This is a genomic window from Candidatus Ornithobacterium hominis, assembly GCF_900538215.1.
Classification (GTDB): Bacteria; Bacteroidota; Bacteroidia; order Flavobacteriales; family Weeksellaceae; genus Ornithobacterium; species Ornithobacterium hominis.
Genome location: NZ_UNSD01000008.1, coordinates 360,429 through 373,886, shown reverse-complemented (window position 1 = coordinate 373,886; position 13,458 = coordinate 360,429). Strand labels below are relative to the sequence as shown.

17 protein-coding genes and 1 tRNA gene are annotated in these 13,458 nt (G+C 30.7%); 10 read left to right on the top strand and 8 right to left on the bottom strand.

Annotated features, from left to right (window positions below; genetic code table 11):
• The 3 genes from D5J18_RS08840 to D5J18_RS08550 all read left to right on the top strand — a co-directional run.
• A partial coding sequence (locus tag D5J18_RS08840) for a PH domain-containing protein (RefSeq protein WP_165844998.1) occupies nucleotides 1–414 on the top strand: 414 nt, incomplete at its 5' end.
• 14 nt (nucleotides 415–428) lie between these two features.
• Nucleotides 429–926, top strand: coding sequence for a hypothetical protein (locus D5J18_RS08555; RefSeq protein WP_133298135.1), 498 nt, complete (start codon nucleotides 429–431; stop codon nucleotides 924–926).
• A gap of 297 nt (nucleotides 927–1,223) precedes the next feature.
• Nucleotides 1,224–1,436 carry a transcriptional regulator gene (locus tag D5J18_RS08550; protein WP_119058577.1) on the top strand — a complete coding sequence of 71 codons (213 nt, stop codon included), beginning with the start codon at nucleotides 1,224–1,226 and terminating at the stop codon, nucleotides 1,434–1,436.
• Here D5J18_RS08550 and D5J18_RS08545 read toward each other — a convergent pair.
• From D5J18_RS08545 to lpdA, 7 genes are all read right to left on the bottom strand, one after another.
• Nucleotides 1,433–1,726, bottom strand: a complete 294-nt coding sequence (locus D5J18_RS08545; protein ID WP_119058576.1) for a type II toxin-antitoxin system RelE/ParE family toxin — start codon at nucleotides 1,724–1,726, stop codon at nucleotides 1,433–1,435. The two genes, D5J18_RS08550 and D5J18_RS08545, sit on opposite strands and share 4 nt — an antisense overlap.
• Complete coding sequence (locus D5J18_RS08540) at nucleotides 1,716–1,958, bottom strand: RelB antitoxin-like protein (RefSeq protein WP_119058575.1); 243 nt, start codon at nucleotides 1,956–1,958, stop codon at nucleotides 1,716–1,718. Before D5J18_RS08540 ends, D5J18_RS08545 begins: the two co-directional genes overlap by 11 nt.
• A 97-nt stretch (nucleotides 1,959–2,055) precedes the next feature.
• On the bottom strand, nucleotides 2,056–3,201 hold the full coding sequence (locus D5J18_RS08535) for a relaxase/mobilization nuclease domain-containing protein (protein ID WP_165844997.1): 1,146 nt from the start codon (nucleotides 3,199–3,201) through the stop codon (nucleotides 2,056–2,058).
• A 2-nt stretch (nucleotides 3,202–3,203) separates the two neighbouring features.
• On the bottom strand, nucleotides 3,204–3,554 hold the full coding sequence (mobC, locus tag D5J18_RS08530) for a plasmid mobilization relaxosome protein MobC (protein WP_119058573.1): 351 nt from the start codon (nucleotides 3,552–3,554) through the stop codon (nucleotides 3,204–3,206).
• A 661-nt stretch (nucleotides 3,555–4,215) separates the two neighbouring features.
• Nucleotides 4,216–5,424, bottom strand: coding sequence for a tyrosine-type recombinase/integrase (locus tag D5J18_RS08525; RefSeq protein ID WP_119058572.1), 1,209 nt, complete (start codon nucleotides 5,422–5,424; stop codon nucleotides 4,216–4,218).
• A gap of 121 nt (nucleotides 5,425–5,545) precedes the next feature.
• Nucleotides 5,546–5,630, bottom strand: a tRNA-Ser gene (locus D5J18_RS08520).
• Nucleotides 5,631–6,113: 483 nt separating this feature from the next.
• Nucleotides 6,114–7,505 carry a dihydrolipoyl dehydrogenase gene (lpdA, locus tag D5J18_RS08515; protein ID WP_119058571.1) on the bottom strand — a complete coding sequence of 464 codons (1,392 nt, stop codon included), beginning with the start codon at nucleotides 7,503–7,505 and terminating at the stop codon, nucleotides 6,114–6,116.
• Between the two features lie 121 nt (nucleotides 7,506–7,626).
• Between lpdA and D5J18_RS08510 the strand changes: the two genes are divergently transcribed.
• From D5J18_RS08510 to D5J18_RS08490, 5 genes are all read left to right on the top strand, one after another.
• Complete coding sequence (locus tag D5J18_RS08510; RefSeq protein WP_119058570.1) at nucleotides 7,627–7,953, top strand: hypothetical protein; 327 nt, start codon at nucleotides 7,627–7,629, stop codon at nucleotides 7,951–7,953.
• A complete protein-coding gene (gene menA, locus D5J18_RS08505) occupies nucleotides 7,950–8,843 on the top strand; it encodes a 1,4-dihydroxy-2-naphthoate octaprenyltransferase (protein ID WP_119058569.1) in 894 nt (297 codons plus the stop codon). The genes D5J18_RS08510 and menA overlap by 4 nt, the downstream gene beginning before the upstream one ends.
• A gap of 32 nt (nucleotides 8,844–8,875) precedes the next feature.
• Nucleotides 8,876–9,505, top strand: a complete 630-nt coding sequence (gene udk / locus D5J18_RS08500; protein ID WP_119058568.1) for a uridine kinase — start codon at nucleotides 8,876–8,878, stop codon at nucleotides 9,503–9,505.
• Nucleotides 9,495–9,818, top strand: coding sequence for an FtsB family cell division protein (locus D5J18_RS08495; protein WP_119058567.1), 324 nt, complete (start codon nucleotides 9,495–9,497; stop codon nucleotides 9,816–9,818). The genes udk and D5J18_RS08495 overlap by 11 nt, the downstream gene beginning before the upstream one ends.
• Before the next feature lie 90 nt (nucleotides 9,819–9,908).
• The gene (locus tag D5J18_RS08490) at nucleotides 9,909–11,066 is read left to right on the top strand and encodes an O-methyltransferase (protein WP_119058566.1); all 1,158 of its coding nucleotides are present in this window, start codon (nucleotides 9,909–9,911) and stop codon (nucleotides 11,064–11,066) included.
• Between the two features lie 125 nt (nucleotides 11,067–11,191).
• On the opposite strand, the gene D5J18_RS08485 is transcribed toward D5J18_RS08490, so the two are convergent.
• Nucleotides 11,192–11,704: a DUF7935 family protein gene (locus D5J18_RS08485; RefSeq protein ID WP_119058565.1), complete on the bottom strand. Its 513-nt coding sequence runs from the start codon at nucleotides 11,702–11,704 to the stop codon at nucleotides 11,192–11,194.
• 232 nt (nucleotides 11,705–11,936) lie between these two features.
• Here D5J18_RS08485 and D5J18_RS08480 point away from each other — a divergent pair, with 232 nt between their 5' ends.
• Nucleotides 11,937–12,140 (top strand): hypothetical protein, encoded by a 204-nt coding sequence (locus tag D5J18_RS08480; protein ID WP_133298134.1) that lies wholly within the window; start codon nucleotides 11,937–11,939, stop codon nucleotides 12,138–12,140.
• Nucleotides 12,141–12,294: 154 nt separating this feature from the next.
• The gene (locus D5J18_RS08475; RefSeq protein ID WP_119058563.1) at nucleotides 12,295–13,041 is read left to right on the top strand and encodes a hypothetical protein; all 747 of its coding nucleotides are present in this window, start codon (nucleotides 12,295–12,297) and stop codon (nucleotides 13,039–13,041) included.
• Nucleotides 13,042–13,458 lie beyond the last annotated feature (417 nt).

The window sequence follows — 13,458 nt, the reverse complement described above, 5'->3', positions numbered from 1 at the left end:
TTATTTTCCTTACCTTGTCTATTCGCATTCGTAATTATATTTTTTACTTATGTAAGTAGAGGAGTTAAGTACGAAGATAATCAGCCTTTTGAGTTTGTCGGGATATTTACTTCTGGTATGTTTTCTTTACTGTTTTTATTTCTACTCTATAAATATTTTCTACGTAAAAGTATAAAAGTTCAGGTGCTTAAAAATAGTCTAACCTTACGTTCAGGAGTAGTAGCACAAGAAGTGAACGATATTCTATTAAGTAAGTATGAAGGGTTTCATTTACATCAAAGTGCGATGGGAAAATGGCTTGGGTATGGAATATTTAGAGTTACAACAGGAGGAGCTTATCAAGCTTATAAAATTTGTAACCCCATGGGATTAAGAAATACTGTAATGAATCAAATTAATGAACTAAATAAATAATAAAATAAATTAAAATGAAAACAAATTTAAGAACATTAGCATTTTGTTTAATGCTTGGAGCAGGGTTTATTTCAGTTACTTCATGTAATTCTGATGATGTAGTAAAAAATGGAAAAGAAGAAGTAACGAAACCTGACGAATACACTTATTCTCCTCCTGCATGGATCCATGGAGAATGGATAGAAACAGGAAAGGTGAATGAGGAAGGGTTTGATGAAGTAGACGAAGAGGAACATAAAAATTGTTTTAAATTTACTTCAAATAAATTTTACTACGGCAGCGATGGGAGAATAGTTGAAATCAGAGCTGATGCAGAAAAAATTCAAAATTGGGAAAAAATATCAGATGAAAGTTATAAATTTAAAGTTGAACTCGAAGGACAGCCAATAGGTTTTGAATTTAAACGTATTGATAGTAATACTTTGCATTATATTGTATATATTGATGCAACGACAAAATACATTTCTAAATTGGAAAGAGCTAAGAAACCGTTTAAAATTTTAAATTTTTAGAAATTAACTATGATTTTAATTCTAACGTTAAATTATAATCAATAAATTAACTCTAATAAGAATACCCACGAAAAAATTATTATCGTGGGTATTTGCATTTTCTCACTTTGTGAAATGGTGGCAAATATTTATCTTTTAAATTATCTTCATCAGGTAACTGGTTGTCTGGTAGTGTTTCAAAAATAGATTTAAATGTCGTGTACGTTATTTGAGTAACTTTTATACGCAGGATTTTTCTGTAAAAATCAAATCATTCGGGTTAAGTTTTCTTACCCGTTTGATTTTCTAAAATCCATTATGAAAACAGAAAAAAATAACTATATATTTCAAGTTGATGATAGAGTTCTTGTAGCTCCTCAAGTTACAGGCGAGAAAGAGATTGAGGCTAAAATTACTGAAATTGAAGATAATCCTTTCATTGGAACCGTGATTAATGTAATCACTCCTGAAGGAATTATATTTTTTGAAAAACCTGATATGTTCAAGCCTTTGATTAAAAAAAATACTTAATCTATCGGCTTTTCTCTATTACTGCGGAATAATTTAATATAAATTAATCCTTGTTCCTCTATCACCTCATATAACAGAGAAAACTTACCATTGAAAAAATTTCTTTTATACAAATTAAGCGACTTAATGTAATTAGCTAAAAAATAAGGGTTTTCAGATATCGCTTTTTCTACCAATTCTACTTGTTGGATTATTTTTAAAGAATATTCATTACTCTTATTTTTTTCTATCCAAAAATCAAGGTTATCTTCAAGCTTTTTAGCAGCTTCTTCGGTCCATCTAACTTCCATACTTATCTTTTAATCTCTTAGATAAATCCATGCTACTTATTGTTTTTCCCTCAATAATCTGCTGATTAGATATTTCTAAACTCTCCATTTCTTCAGGAGTTGGCTTAAATTTGGATTCTCTATTGTATTGCTCTACAATTTCTATAATTTCATTGTATTGCTGAATAGGAATAACTACAGATAACGGCGTTCCATTATTATCTGTTATAAATTGATGATTTCCAGTAACCATATTAATCTTTTTACAAAGATATTCAAATTAAATAATTTTTCTAAGTTGATAATAAACTGCAGTAATTTTTACCGCAGTTTATTTTACTTTTTACGAGTTAAAAAGAATCTCTCGGAACTGCCTTACCCTCTTTTTTCACCAAATTGAATACACTCTTAGATTTTCTATTTCTATTTTTAAAAATCATAAAATCTTTCAATTCAGGATTTTTTCCTTGATAAAAATGAAGAAGAATCTTTTTATGTTCATCAGAGTATATATTAAAATCATTCAGCTTATCAAATAATCTCTTATCTATCTTATCATCCGTAAAACTGAACAAGGTTTTCATTTTAGCAATCTCACTTCCTTTGAAAACTTGACCAGTAAAATTATCTATGACAGAAAATCCAAAAGGTGTTTTATTACCTGAAGAATGAAATACGATGTCAATACCAAACATTCTTTTCATTTCAGATTGAAACTCACTAACAAACTCTCCTCCTCCCTTTTCAGGTTCTTTGTATAATGGGTTTTTCAATTCTTCCATTTGAAAAACTTGCGTATTCAATTTTTCTTGATACTTCTTGAAAATTTCCCGAATTTGTTTAATCCTATTGTCGTCTGTAATTTCTGAATATTTCAAGTCATCCTTGTTAATTTCAGAAATCATTACACCACCTTTAGAAAAAGAAAATTTATTTTCATTATCAACTAAATCAAATCCAGCTCTTGAGAAAGCTAATCTCATTTGATTTTCATTACTGAATTTGTATGCTAATAGCTCTTGAACTTTATCAGCTAATTTTTCTTCTTCGCCGAATTTTTCTCGCATTACTTTAGCTAAGTTTCTTTGTGATTTTAACTTTTCAAATGAGTCATTCATCTTCTTCCCATTTTCTACATTCACACGTGTTGAAACAATATGAACATGATTATTATCCGTGTCGTTATGAAAAACCAAAATGTAAGGCTGATTTTCATATCCCATTTCTTTCATCCAAGAATGAGCGAGTTCTTTTAACTCTTCTTTACTATGCTCTCTAAACCTTGTAGAAATCATAGCATGGAACTGCTTATTTTTGGTTTTATTTACAGAAGAAACAGATTTAAAATAATCACGAACAACTTCTGCTGAAGAATCTTGATTGATATGGGAAGGAAAATTATTCATTCCAATCAATTCGCCATCTCCTTTCTTAACTTTCTTATCGTTGTATTTTACTCCAGGAAAATCAGAAGTATTACTTTTAAAAATTTTCACAATCATTGTTTTGCCAAAAGATTAAAAATCTCTTCAAACATTCTGTTCTGCTTTTCTTTTAAAATTTGAACCTGCTTCAAGAGTTTATTAAATTCTCTTACGTCTGCTTCTCCAACTTTTTGTCGAGTATTTGCATATTTTGCAAATTGATTGATGTTGTTCTGAACTTTTAAAAAGTAATTGTCTTGTAATTCAATGAACTTCATTAATCCTAATTTTTCATCCTTCATCATTTTTCCTTCAACAGAACTAATAACCAAATCTGTTAATGAAATTCCTCTTTTTTCACACATTTTCACCCAGCGTTGCTTATCTTCTTCTGCCAATCTAACTACCACTCTGGTATTTTTCATACTAACCTTAGAATTGTGTTCACAAACTTAGAAATAAATTTTAACACACACAATATCAATTATTTACACTCAACAAATATGACACCATATGCCACCTAATGATACCATAAAATATCTAATGACACCAAAAGTTTTTGAAAAAAAACTAAAAAAAAATCGGAGTTCCGAAGATTTTTACCCCGTAAGGGCAAGATAGTATTTGAAGCAAAAATTTTTTAAAATTTTGTGCGCACAAATACACATCTTGCATCCTAAATTTTAAGAGCTCTTAAAATTTAGGATGCGAATATAGTTAACAGATAATCAGTATTTTATCTAATTTTGTAGAAAAATTAGATGAAGAGCTCTTCATCTAATTGTAAATCAATATAATACAGAAAAAAGAAAAATCATGCAAACATGAAGTTATGAGTGAACCAACTAAAATTTGAAAAATACTTTTGTAAAAAAAATTACTGAAAAAAAGAAAAAGAAACAAAAAGAAAATATTTCTTTCTTTCTTTTTTATATATGTAATAAATAAAAGAAAATAGAGATAAAATATTGTTTTATTTTTCTTGGCAAAATAATTAATAGAAAAAAAAGGAAATTTAACCAGAATTTAACTAAAGCGTATCAGTAGTTGAAACACTTGGGCAGTAAAGTGAGTCTGTACTTTATATTAAATAAATTCTCTCTCCGAATCTTTGGCTTTTTGAAATCTAATTTGATTAATATTATTAGCATAAATTTCAGTAATTTTTGAATCTGAATGTCCAAAAATAACTTTTATTGTATCTAAATCTACTCCATCTTTAAGCATATCATTAGCACCTTTATGCTTCATACTGTACATATTCTTTTCAATCCCTAAACCCTCTTTTACCCATTTTTTCCAGTGTCTTGTTGCTGTATCTCTTTTAGTCCGATATGGAGAGGGAGAATAACTTTTTTCTAAAATATAATTTCCTCCAAAATGACGTGGACTACCAAATAAATACCATTCTTCATCAACATTTCTAATCATTTTTTTCAAATCCTCTAAAATATTTTTTTTGATCGGAACTAAACGGTATTTACTATTTTTTGAATCGTCTGAAGAAACCAAAATCACTTCTCTTTCTATGTCAATACACTTTATTTTCAACCCCAATAGTTCTTTAGGTCTAATCCCCGTTTGGTATAAAAATTTTATAAAAACCAAAAATGTTGGATGATGAATTTTTAAATGATTTATGACTGCTGTTTGCTCTTCACTCGTTAGTATCTCAGTAGGCCGTGAATGATATTTCAGTGTTCTAATACCATGAGAAGGATTTTTTTCTATGATTTGATATTCTACTAATTCTGTAAGAACACTTTTAAGGTAACCAGTATGTTTATTATAAGAATGATTACTCCAATTTCTTTCTTTTTTAATTTTTTCAAGAATATTTTTGATATGAAACCTATTTATATCAACAATATTTATGTTATGATAATCTAATTTTTTAGCTGCATCCTTAGCAAAGCGAACAGTTCCCTTATAACAAGAAATACTTTTCTTTTTCAGCCTATATTCTAATTTATTTATACTAAAATCTAGAGCTTGATTGAAATTATATGTAGGAATTTCAACTTTTTTCTTTTCAACTTTTTTCTTTTCAACTTTTTTCTTTTCAGGAATCCACCCACTTTCTAGCTTTCTCTTCAAAGCTTCCCTCAAAACGATTGCTTCTTCAAGCCTTGAATCATAGTCTTTTTGCTTATTAATATCTAAAGAGAATCTGTGTGGATTTCCTCCATTAAATCTAAACCATACATACCAGTTTTTCCCATTTGTTCCATCGGGATTAATTAATGGATATTTTTTTATTTTAGGTTCAGTCCAATAGTTTTTTTTCTTGCTCATACATGATAAAATTTATCATGTCTGCAAATACCGATTTTCAAGAGTTTGTGCACTTTTGTGCAGAACACAAAATCTAAAAAAACCTAAGTAATTGTTACAGAATCACTTAGGTTTCAATTTGCGGAGAGAGAGGGATTCGAACCCCCGGAGGTGTGACCCTCAACGGTTTTCAAGACCGCCGCATTCGACCACTCTGCCATCTCTCCAATGACTTTTGCTAAACAACTTAATTTGTTTGTGGATTGCAAATGTAAGAAATTATTATTTATAATTCCAAATTAAATTTCAATTTCTGTCGTTATGGCTAATAAATTTTCTGAAATTCTTCCTTTTCTGATTAATTTCATGTCATTGTTTACGCAGAGATAATTTTGCTTGTATAAATTGTAAATACAACATCAACTCATTGAATAAGAATGATATAAATTATTTTAAAACATCAGAGATATCTCCTTTTCTTCCTCTTTTCATCTCCTCTATTCGAGGTAAAATGGAAATCTTTTTTTCACATTTTATTTATTAACTTCAAAGGCTTAAATTCACATTATTCCCTACTTTGAATATAATTTAAAGAAATGTTTTTAAGGAGGGTTGTTTCTCTAGAAAATTTTTTAAAGCCTTAAAAAAAAATTAGATTAAAGCCATTTCAAAATGGATGAAAAGGCTTTTTAATCTAATTAATTTTCGTTCTAAATATGAATTACTTCATCATAAGCAGCTGCTACAGCTTCCATCACAGCTTCAGATAATGTGGGGTGTGGATGAATTGTCTTTAGAATCTCGTGTCCTGTTGTTTCTAGTTTACGAGCGGCTACAGCCTCAGAAATCATTTCTGTAACGCCATTACCAACCATGTGGCAACCTAACCACTCGCCATATTTAGCATCAAAAATAACTTTGATGAAGCCATCGTTATCGCCATTTGCTGTTGCTTTTCCATTAGCTGAGAAAGGGAATTTACCTACTTTTATCTCGTAACCAGCTTCTTTAGCCTGAGCCTCGGTATAGCCTACAGAGGCGATTTCTGGTAAACAATAAGTGCAACCTGGAATGTTTTTATAATCAATTGGGTTAACTTCTAAACCTTTAATTTTTTCTACACAAGTGATTCCTTCAGCAGAAGCTACATGTGCTAGTGCCTGTGTTGCTAAAACATCGCCAATTGCATAATAACCTTCTACATTGGTTTTGTAAAAGTCATCGACTACAATTTTACCTTTTTCGGTTTTGATTCCAACTTCTTCTAATCCAATGTTTTCAATATTTGAAGTAATTCCTACGGCCGATAAAACGATATCGGCTTGCAAAGTTTCTTCTCCATCTTTAGTTTTTACTTTTGCTTGAACTCCTGAGCCTGAAGTGTCTACCGATTCCACAGAGCTGTTGGTCATTACTTTTATTCCTGATTTTTTGAAGGATTTTTCTAATTGCTTACTCACTTCTTCGTCTTCCACTGGGACAATCCTTGGCAAATATTCTACAATGGTGACTTTCGTGCCCAAAGTGGCGTAAAAATAAGCAAACTCAACGCCGATGGCTCCAGAACCTACTACAATGATTGACTTTGGCTGATTGGGTAAGTTTAGCGCTTGTCGATAGCCTATGACCTTCTCTCCATCTTGTGGTAAGTTAGGTAATTCACGCGAACGCGCTCCAGTTGCTATAATGATGTGATTTCCTTCGTAAGTTTGCTCTCCTCCGTCGTTTAGAGCCACTTTTACTTTTTTATTTTTTTGAAGTGTCGCTGTACCAAAGATGACATCAATTTTATTTTTCTTCATCAGAAACTCCACTCCTTTACTCATTTTCTGAGCAACATTTCTACTGCGTTGTATAATGTTTGGGAATTCGTAAGAAATATTTTCAGGTTTATTTAAACCAAAATCTTCAGCATGATTTAAATATTTAAAAACTTGTGCACTCTTCAGCAAGGCTTTGGTGGGAATGCAACCCCAGTTTAAACAAATGCCGCCTAAATTTTCTTTTTCGATGATGGCAGTTTTAAAACCTAACTGAGAGGCGCGAATGGCTGTCACATACCCTCCAGGGCCACTACCTACAACTATAATATCATATTTCATACCTAAAAATTTTTTATTTTAGTGAATTGCGAATTTACGCATTATTAATTTTTATCCCTAAATCTTCTTTCATTTTCTTTGAATAATCAACATTTTAATATCTTTATACTAGAATTAAAGTATGCTAATCTTCGGTAAAAGAACAGATATTGATTTCCATATTCCCGCTGCAAAGGCTCTAGACGCTAGCCTATCACAAGCACGAGAACTGCTAAGCAACTTGGTAGATGATGGCGAGAGCTACATTGGGCTAAAGGATGATGAATGTACCATAAAATTCACTGCCGTAAAAAACTATCTTTTCTTTATTGAAGTTCCTTTGGAAGAAAAATTCGGAGCTAAAGAAGCTTACTTCAGCCGTACCAAAACATATAATTTATTAGCAGAACTTTTTGAAGGCAAAAAAATTAATGATATTAGCGGTTTAGTTTTTAAATCTTATTTATGAAGCACTGGATTTATGCAGCAAGGCTTAGGACTTTGCCACTCTCGCTAAGCGGAATCATTTTGGGCGGGCTCATTGCTGCTGCTGATGGCTTTTTTGATATTTTAGTTTTCGGTCTAGCACTTTTCACTACATTGTGTTTACAAATTTTATCTAATTTTGCCAACGACTATGGCGACGGAATCAAGGGAACAGACGCACACCGCACTGGCGAAGCTCGCATGGTATCTTCAGGTTTGATTTCTCCTCAGCAGATGAAAAAAGCCACCATTCTTTTCTCTTTTTTAAGTTTTTTCAGTGCTTTCATTCTATTAGTCATTGCATTTTTACCCCAGCATTGGGATTTATTTTTAGGCTTTATAGGCTTAGCTGTATTGGCTGTATTGGCTGCAATCTTTTATACCGTGGGTAAAAGCGCCTATGGCTACCGTGGCCTAGGAGATTTATTTGTATTTCTTTTTTTTGGTTTAGTTGCAGTTGTAGGCACACACACGCTTTTTGCCAAAGAAATTCATGCATCCATTTTTTTGCCAGCCACCGCCATCGGTTTACTGAGCACGGCCGTTCTGAATTTAAATAATATGAGAGATGCTCAGCAAGATAAAATAGTTAATAAAATTACCATACCGCTGATGTTGGGGCATAAAAACATAAAGATTTATCATTTCATATTACTTTTTTTACCTTTTATTTTAGGCTTAATTTTTCTTGAGAAAAGACCAGAAAATTCTCTAAAATATCTATTTTTACTATTAGTAATTCCCACTTATTTTTTATTCCTAAAAGTTTCAAAAAATAAAAATCCAAATAAATTAGATAAAGAATTGATATTCACATCTTTGCTAACTCTGTCCTTTGCTTTACTATTCGGTTTTGGGCTTTTATTCGGTTAAATCTTTTATCTTTGTTCTAAATCAAAATTCAAATGCTCATAATAGGAATTGCCGGCGGAACAGGCTCAGGAAAAACCACTGTTGTCAACAATATTTTATCTCAGCTCAGTTCTGAAGAAGTGATCGTAATTTCGCAAGATAATTACTATAGAGATTCAGCTCATTTACCTTTTGACCAACGAGTTGCCATCAATTTTGATCACCCTAGAAGCATTGATTTTGAACTCCTAACGCAGCACATCTCCGCCCTCAAAAACGGGAAAAGCATTGAGCAGCCAATCTATAGTTTTGTGACACACAGCCGTACGAATGAAATTATTTTGACTCAACCCAAAAAAGTCATCATCGTAGAAGGAATTCTTGTCTTGACTCACCCCCCATTACGTGAATTATTTGACATCAAACTCTTTGTATATACGGACTCAGATGAGAGGTTGATTCGGCGAATTAGAAGAGACATCCAAGAAAGAGGCAGAGATTTAGAAGAAGTTTTATTACGCTACCAAAAAACGCTAAAGCCTATGCATGAGCAGTTTATAGAACCCTCAAAGAATTATGCAGACATTATAATCCCCAACGACCGAAAAAAAAACAACGTGGCCATAGAAGTCCTAAGCTCTGTGATTCAAAATAAAATTAATTTTTTTGAGAATGAAAAGTAATCAAAAAACCAGAGTTTGGTACACATTTTTGTGGAATAAGTATTTTTTGTTCGGTTTACTTTTTGTGATTTGGATGACTTTTTTTGACCAAAACTCATATCTTTTACACCGTGAATTAAATCGAGAAATTGATAATTTAAAAAAAGACATTGAGTATTATCAAGAGAATTTAAAGCAAGAAAAAGCTGAAATCAACTATCTAGAGCATCACCCCGAAGCTTATGAAAAACTAGCTCGAGAAAAATATCTGATGAAGCGGGAAGATGAAACTATTTTTTTGATAGAGCTCAAAGATTCAATTCCTACCAAGTAATTTTCACTTAAAAAAAATGTTATAAAACTGATTTTAAAACTATTAATTTTTTTTAAGCCTTAAAATTTTTTTAGAAAAAAAACTTTTGCTATGAATTTAGAGCTTTTAAGACCCGAAGTTCAAGAATGGATTTCTTTGAATTTAAACACCCCTTTACATCAACTTGCGTTTCAAAAATCGCCATTCTCAAACATCACCACACCAGAGCTTTTGACACAAATCAAAGGAAAAAAAAAGCTGAAATCTAAAGTAGAATGGCTCTCAAAAAAAGACAACATTATCTACCCGCCAAGTTTAAATTTAGAGCAATCATCATCTTGGTCTACAGCGACTTACAAAGCTAAGCTTTTCAGAAATGCTTCACAGATTTCAGACCTCACTGGCGGATTTGGGATTGATAGTCTTGCCTTTGCAGAAATTGCTCCTGTGGTTCATACTGAGCCTGATTTAGAATTGCAAAATATTGCTAAACAAAATTTTAAAACTTTAGAAAAAAACATTCAATCTCATCATTTATCTGCAGAAGAAATTATTGAGAAATTCCCTCTGTCAACCCATTATTTTATCGACCCATCTCGCCGAGATGCTAATAAAAATAAAGTTTTCTTGATGGCTGATTTAAATCCAAATCCTGTAGAAATCATGAAAAAAATTCAAGGCTTTAAAAAAATAGTGATAAAACTTTCACCATTATTTGACTTGACGGTTTTGGCTGATTTTTTCTCTCAGGCAAGTTGCTTTCATGTGGTGGCAGTGAAAAATGAGGTGAAAGAAATTTTGGTAGAAATCGACCAGGAAAATAATAAGCACTTGAAAATCAAAGCAATAAATTTAGATACTGATGATAATATTTATCAATTTTATTGGCAAGAGAAATACCAGCCACGGAAGTTTTGTGGTGTAAAAAAATACCTCTATGAGCCAAATGCTGCCATCCAAAAAACACAAAATTTCCTAAGCCTTGAAAAAAATTTTAATTTAACCAAACTAGCTCCTCACACGCATCTTTGGACGGCTGATGAGTATTTTAAAAATTTCCCAGGTCGGGTTTTTAAATTTCTAAAGCCTTTAGAAAATTTAAAAAAAGAACTGAAAAACAAGTCTATACAGGTTATTCATCGTAATTTTCCAGAAAAAATTCATGTCTTGAAAAAAAGATATCAATTCCATGCAGATGGGCAAAATCCTGTTTTCTTCACTTCAGATTGTGAGAAAAGCATTTGTTTCTGGGCAGAACAGATGAGGTAAATAGCTTCCACAATTATCTTCAAAACCAACAAATCAATGAAGCTTAAATAAACCCAACTTGAGTACATCAATCCCGTAGCGTTGTAATGAAATTTCAATGTTCTTTTGGCGGAGATATGCTCTCATTATTTCAACGCTTGAATGTCTTTCTGTAATTTCAAAAGAACATCGCTTGATGGCGCTTTTTCGTTGATACTTTGTGCGATTATTTCATCACGCAATTGCTCTGAAGTAAAGTTTTCGTTCAGATTTTCTTTACATTTTTTTATGAAATTTTGCGTCATATTTTTTGTACTAAAAATCAGTTGCCACGTATCAGGATGAATGTAAATTTGCTGACTTACGTTATGCTCAAACTCTTCTTGTATGGTCTTGATGAGGCTATATTCATACAAATTGGGATTCTCTAGCAGGTCTACCCGATGTACTAACTGCGTGGGACGAATTCGCTCAAGAAAAATAGCCATTCGTTCATAAGCTTGTAATCGATAGACATTTAATTCAGTGGGATGCTTATTTTCTATAAAATTCAATAATTTTTCTAAGGCTCTTAAAATTTTTTCAAAATAATAACATAAAATAGCTGCAATTAATAAAACTGGCACTAAATATTTAAGAAGTTCAAGTAAATCAATCATTTCACAAAGATAAGCTTCGGTCTAAATTTTAGAAAATTTTTTAAAGCTTTAAAAAATATTTTTGACATTATTTAAATTTTACAGTTAAAGTATTGTTAATAAATTAAAATAATAAAATAAATGCATTAATAATGTGAATTTCTTTTAATTTTAAGTAAAATTAGTAAAATTCCTATTGTTTTTATTATATTTTATGTTATATCTTTGGTTTACTAATCAAAACTTTTTTATTATGAGAAATTTTATTTTAATTAGTTTTTTTGCAATAATGTTTTCATCTTGTAACAATGAAGATGATTCACAAAGGGTAGTAATAGATCAAACTGCACTGGAGTTAAATAGTTTTGATGAGTTAAAAACATTAAAATCCGGAGTTGAAATTGCCAAGAAAGGAGATGATTATATCTATCTTGGCGTTGTACAACATTTAAAATGACAACGGTTAAAAAAGGACTAACCATCCAAAGTCGAAATAATTCTGACTCGACATCAAACAAGAATGAATTCGAGAGATGTTATGAGCATCAGTTTGAAAATCGTTAAGAGTAAAACATTATAAAAATTAAATTTTAACATCAAATTATAAAGTTATGAACATATTAAATTTCTTTAGAAAACCTTTATTTTCTGTTTTATTACCTTCATTATTTCTAGTTTATTCTTGTTCTAGAAGCGAAGAAGAAATCAAAAAAAACGAATTCGATTTATCAATTTATAATACATATAGAGCGAATAAAATTGATTTTAGTAAATATAAAGTTACAAACAAGACTAAATCTAGTGTTACTGGAAGAACATTTGAAAGTTTCGCTTACACAGTTGATATGATAAATCAAGACTTTAACACATCCTTGACTTTTAATCAACTTGACAACGAATTACTTGATAATAATATTGTTTATGGAACTCCTGAGTATTTAGCACCTATTGATGTTATAGACGATTATATGACTAGTACAGAAATTAATCTTTGTAATACTCTTGAAAACGATTTAGAGCTATTCGGTTTTGAGGTTGCTATGCAAAATTTTCAACAAAATGTAAATTCTTTAAATGTATCAGAAGCAGAGTTTCAAAAATATAACACTTTGTTAAATACTCTTTATATAATGTATAGTGTTAATCCTGAAATTTTTCAAGCAGATTTTACAACCACAAACAAATCTTCTTCAACTGCAAGACTTTCACCTTGTAAAAAGGCAATACTGTGGAATGCTGCTGCAACTGTTAGTCTTGCCGCTTGTGGAAGTGGACTCTTTTGTGCAGTTGCAATTGTTGCCAAAATTGGGGCAATGGACTCTATGATTGAAGCGTGTTCAGGCAAGTCTTTTCTATAAAAACAAGAATAATGATAAGTTTACCAAAGTATATAGGCTATTTTTTTATTTTGATATCAATATTTTTTTCAATAAGTTTCTATAATGATTTTTTGAATAGTGAAAAAATCAAATTTAACTTGTTAAACTATGCTATTACATCAATTGGTTTGGCTTTAGTTTTTCATCATAATTTATTTAAACAAAAAAAAATTAATAGCAATTTTGAAAAACAATTATCAATCAAAATTATACCTTTACTGTGTTTTATCTTATTATCAACATACCTATCTTATTTAGTTTACTATTCAATTAATGGTAACAACATAATTGGTACTAGAAATATCTTTTTTACAATTTTATCATACCTAATTATTTTTCCATTAATATATTATATTATAACTAAATATATAGTTGCAAAATATTAAAAAAGGACTA

Excerpts from the sequence above, each read along its gene's own strand:
- D5J18_RS08555 (WP_133298135.1), top strand. The coding sequence starts at position 429 with ATGAAAACAAATTTAAGAACATTAGCATTTTGTTTAATGCTTGGAGCA.
- D5J18_RS08550 (WP_119058577.1), top strand. The coding sequence starts at position 1,224 with ATGAAAACAGAAAAAAATAACTATATATTTCAAGTTGATGATAGAGTT.
- D5J18_RS08545 (WP_119058576.1), bottom strand. The coding sequence starts at position 1,726 with ATGGAAGTTAGATGGACCGAAGAAGCTGCTAAAAAGCTTGAAGATAAC.
- D5J18_RS08540 (WP_119058575.1), bottom strand. The coding sequence starts at position 1,958 with ATGGTTACTGGAAATCATCAATTTATAACAGATAATAATGGAACGCCG.
- mobC (WP_119058573.1), bottom strand. The coding sequence starts at position 3,554 with ATGAAAAATACCAGAGTGGTAGTTAGATTGGCAGAAGAAGATAAGCAA.
- D5J18_RS08525 (WP_119058572.1), bottom strand. The coding sequence starts at position 5,424 with ATGAGCAAGAAAAAAAACTATTGGACTGAACCTAAAATAAAAAAATAT.
- lpdA (WP_119058571.1), bottom strand. The coding sequence starts at position 7,505 with ATGAAATATGATATTATAGTTGTAGGTAGTGGCCCTGGAGGGTATGTG.
- D5J18_RS08510 (WP_119058570.1), top strand. The coding sequence starts at position 7,627 with ATGCTAATCTTCGGTAAAAGAACAGATATTGATTTCCATATTCCCGCT.
- menA (WP_119058569.1), top strand. The coding sequence starts at position 7,950 with ATGAAGCACTGGATTTATGCAGCAAGGCTTAGGACTTTGCCACTCTCG.
- udk (WP_119058568.1), top strand. The coding sequence starts at position 8,876 with ATGCTCATAATAGGAATTGCCGGCGGAACAGGCTCAGGAAAAACCACT.
- D5J18_RS08495 (WP_119058567.1), top strand. The coding sequence starts at position 9,495 with ATGAAAAGTAATCAAAAAACCAGAGTTTGGTACACATTTTTGTGGAAT.
- D5J18_RS08490 (WP_119058566.1), top strand. The coding sequence starts at position 9,909 with ATGAATTTAGAGCTTTTAAGACCCGAAGTTCAAGAATGGATTTCTTTG.
- D5J18_RS08485 (WP_119058565.1), bottom strand. The coding sequence starts at position 11,704 with ATGATTGATTTACTTGAACTTCTTAAATATTTAGTGCCAGTTTTATTA.
- D5J18_RS08480 (WP_133298134.1), top strand. The coding sequence starts at position 11,937 with ATGAGAAATTTTATTTTAATTAGTTTTTTTGCAATAATGTTTTCATCT.
- D5J18_RS08475 (WP_119058563.1), top strand. The coding sequence starts at position 12,295 with ATGAACATATTAAATTTCTTTAGAAAACCTTTATTTTCTGTTTTATTA.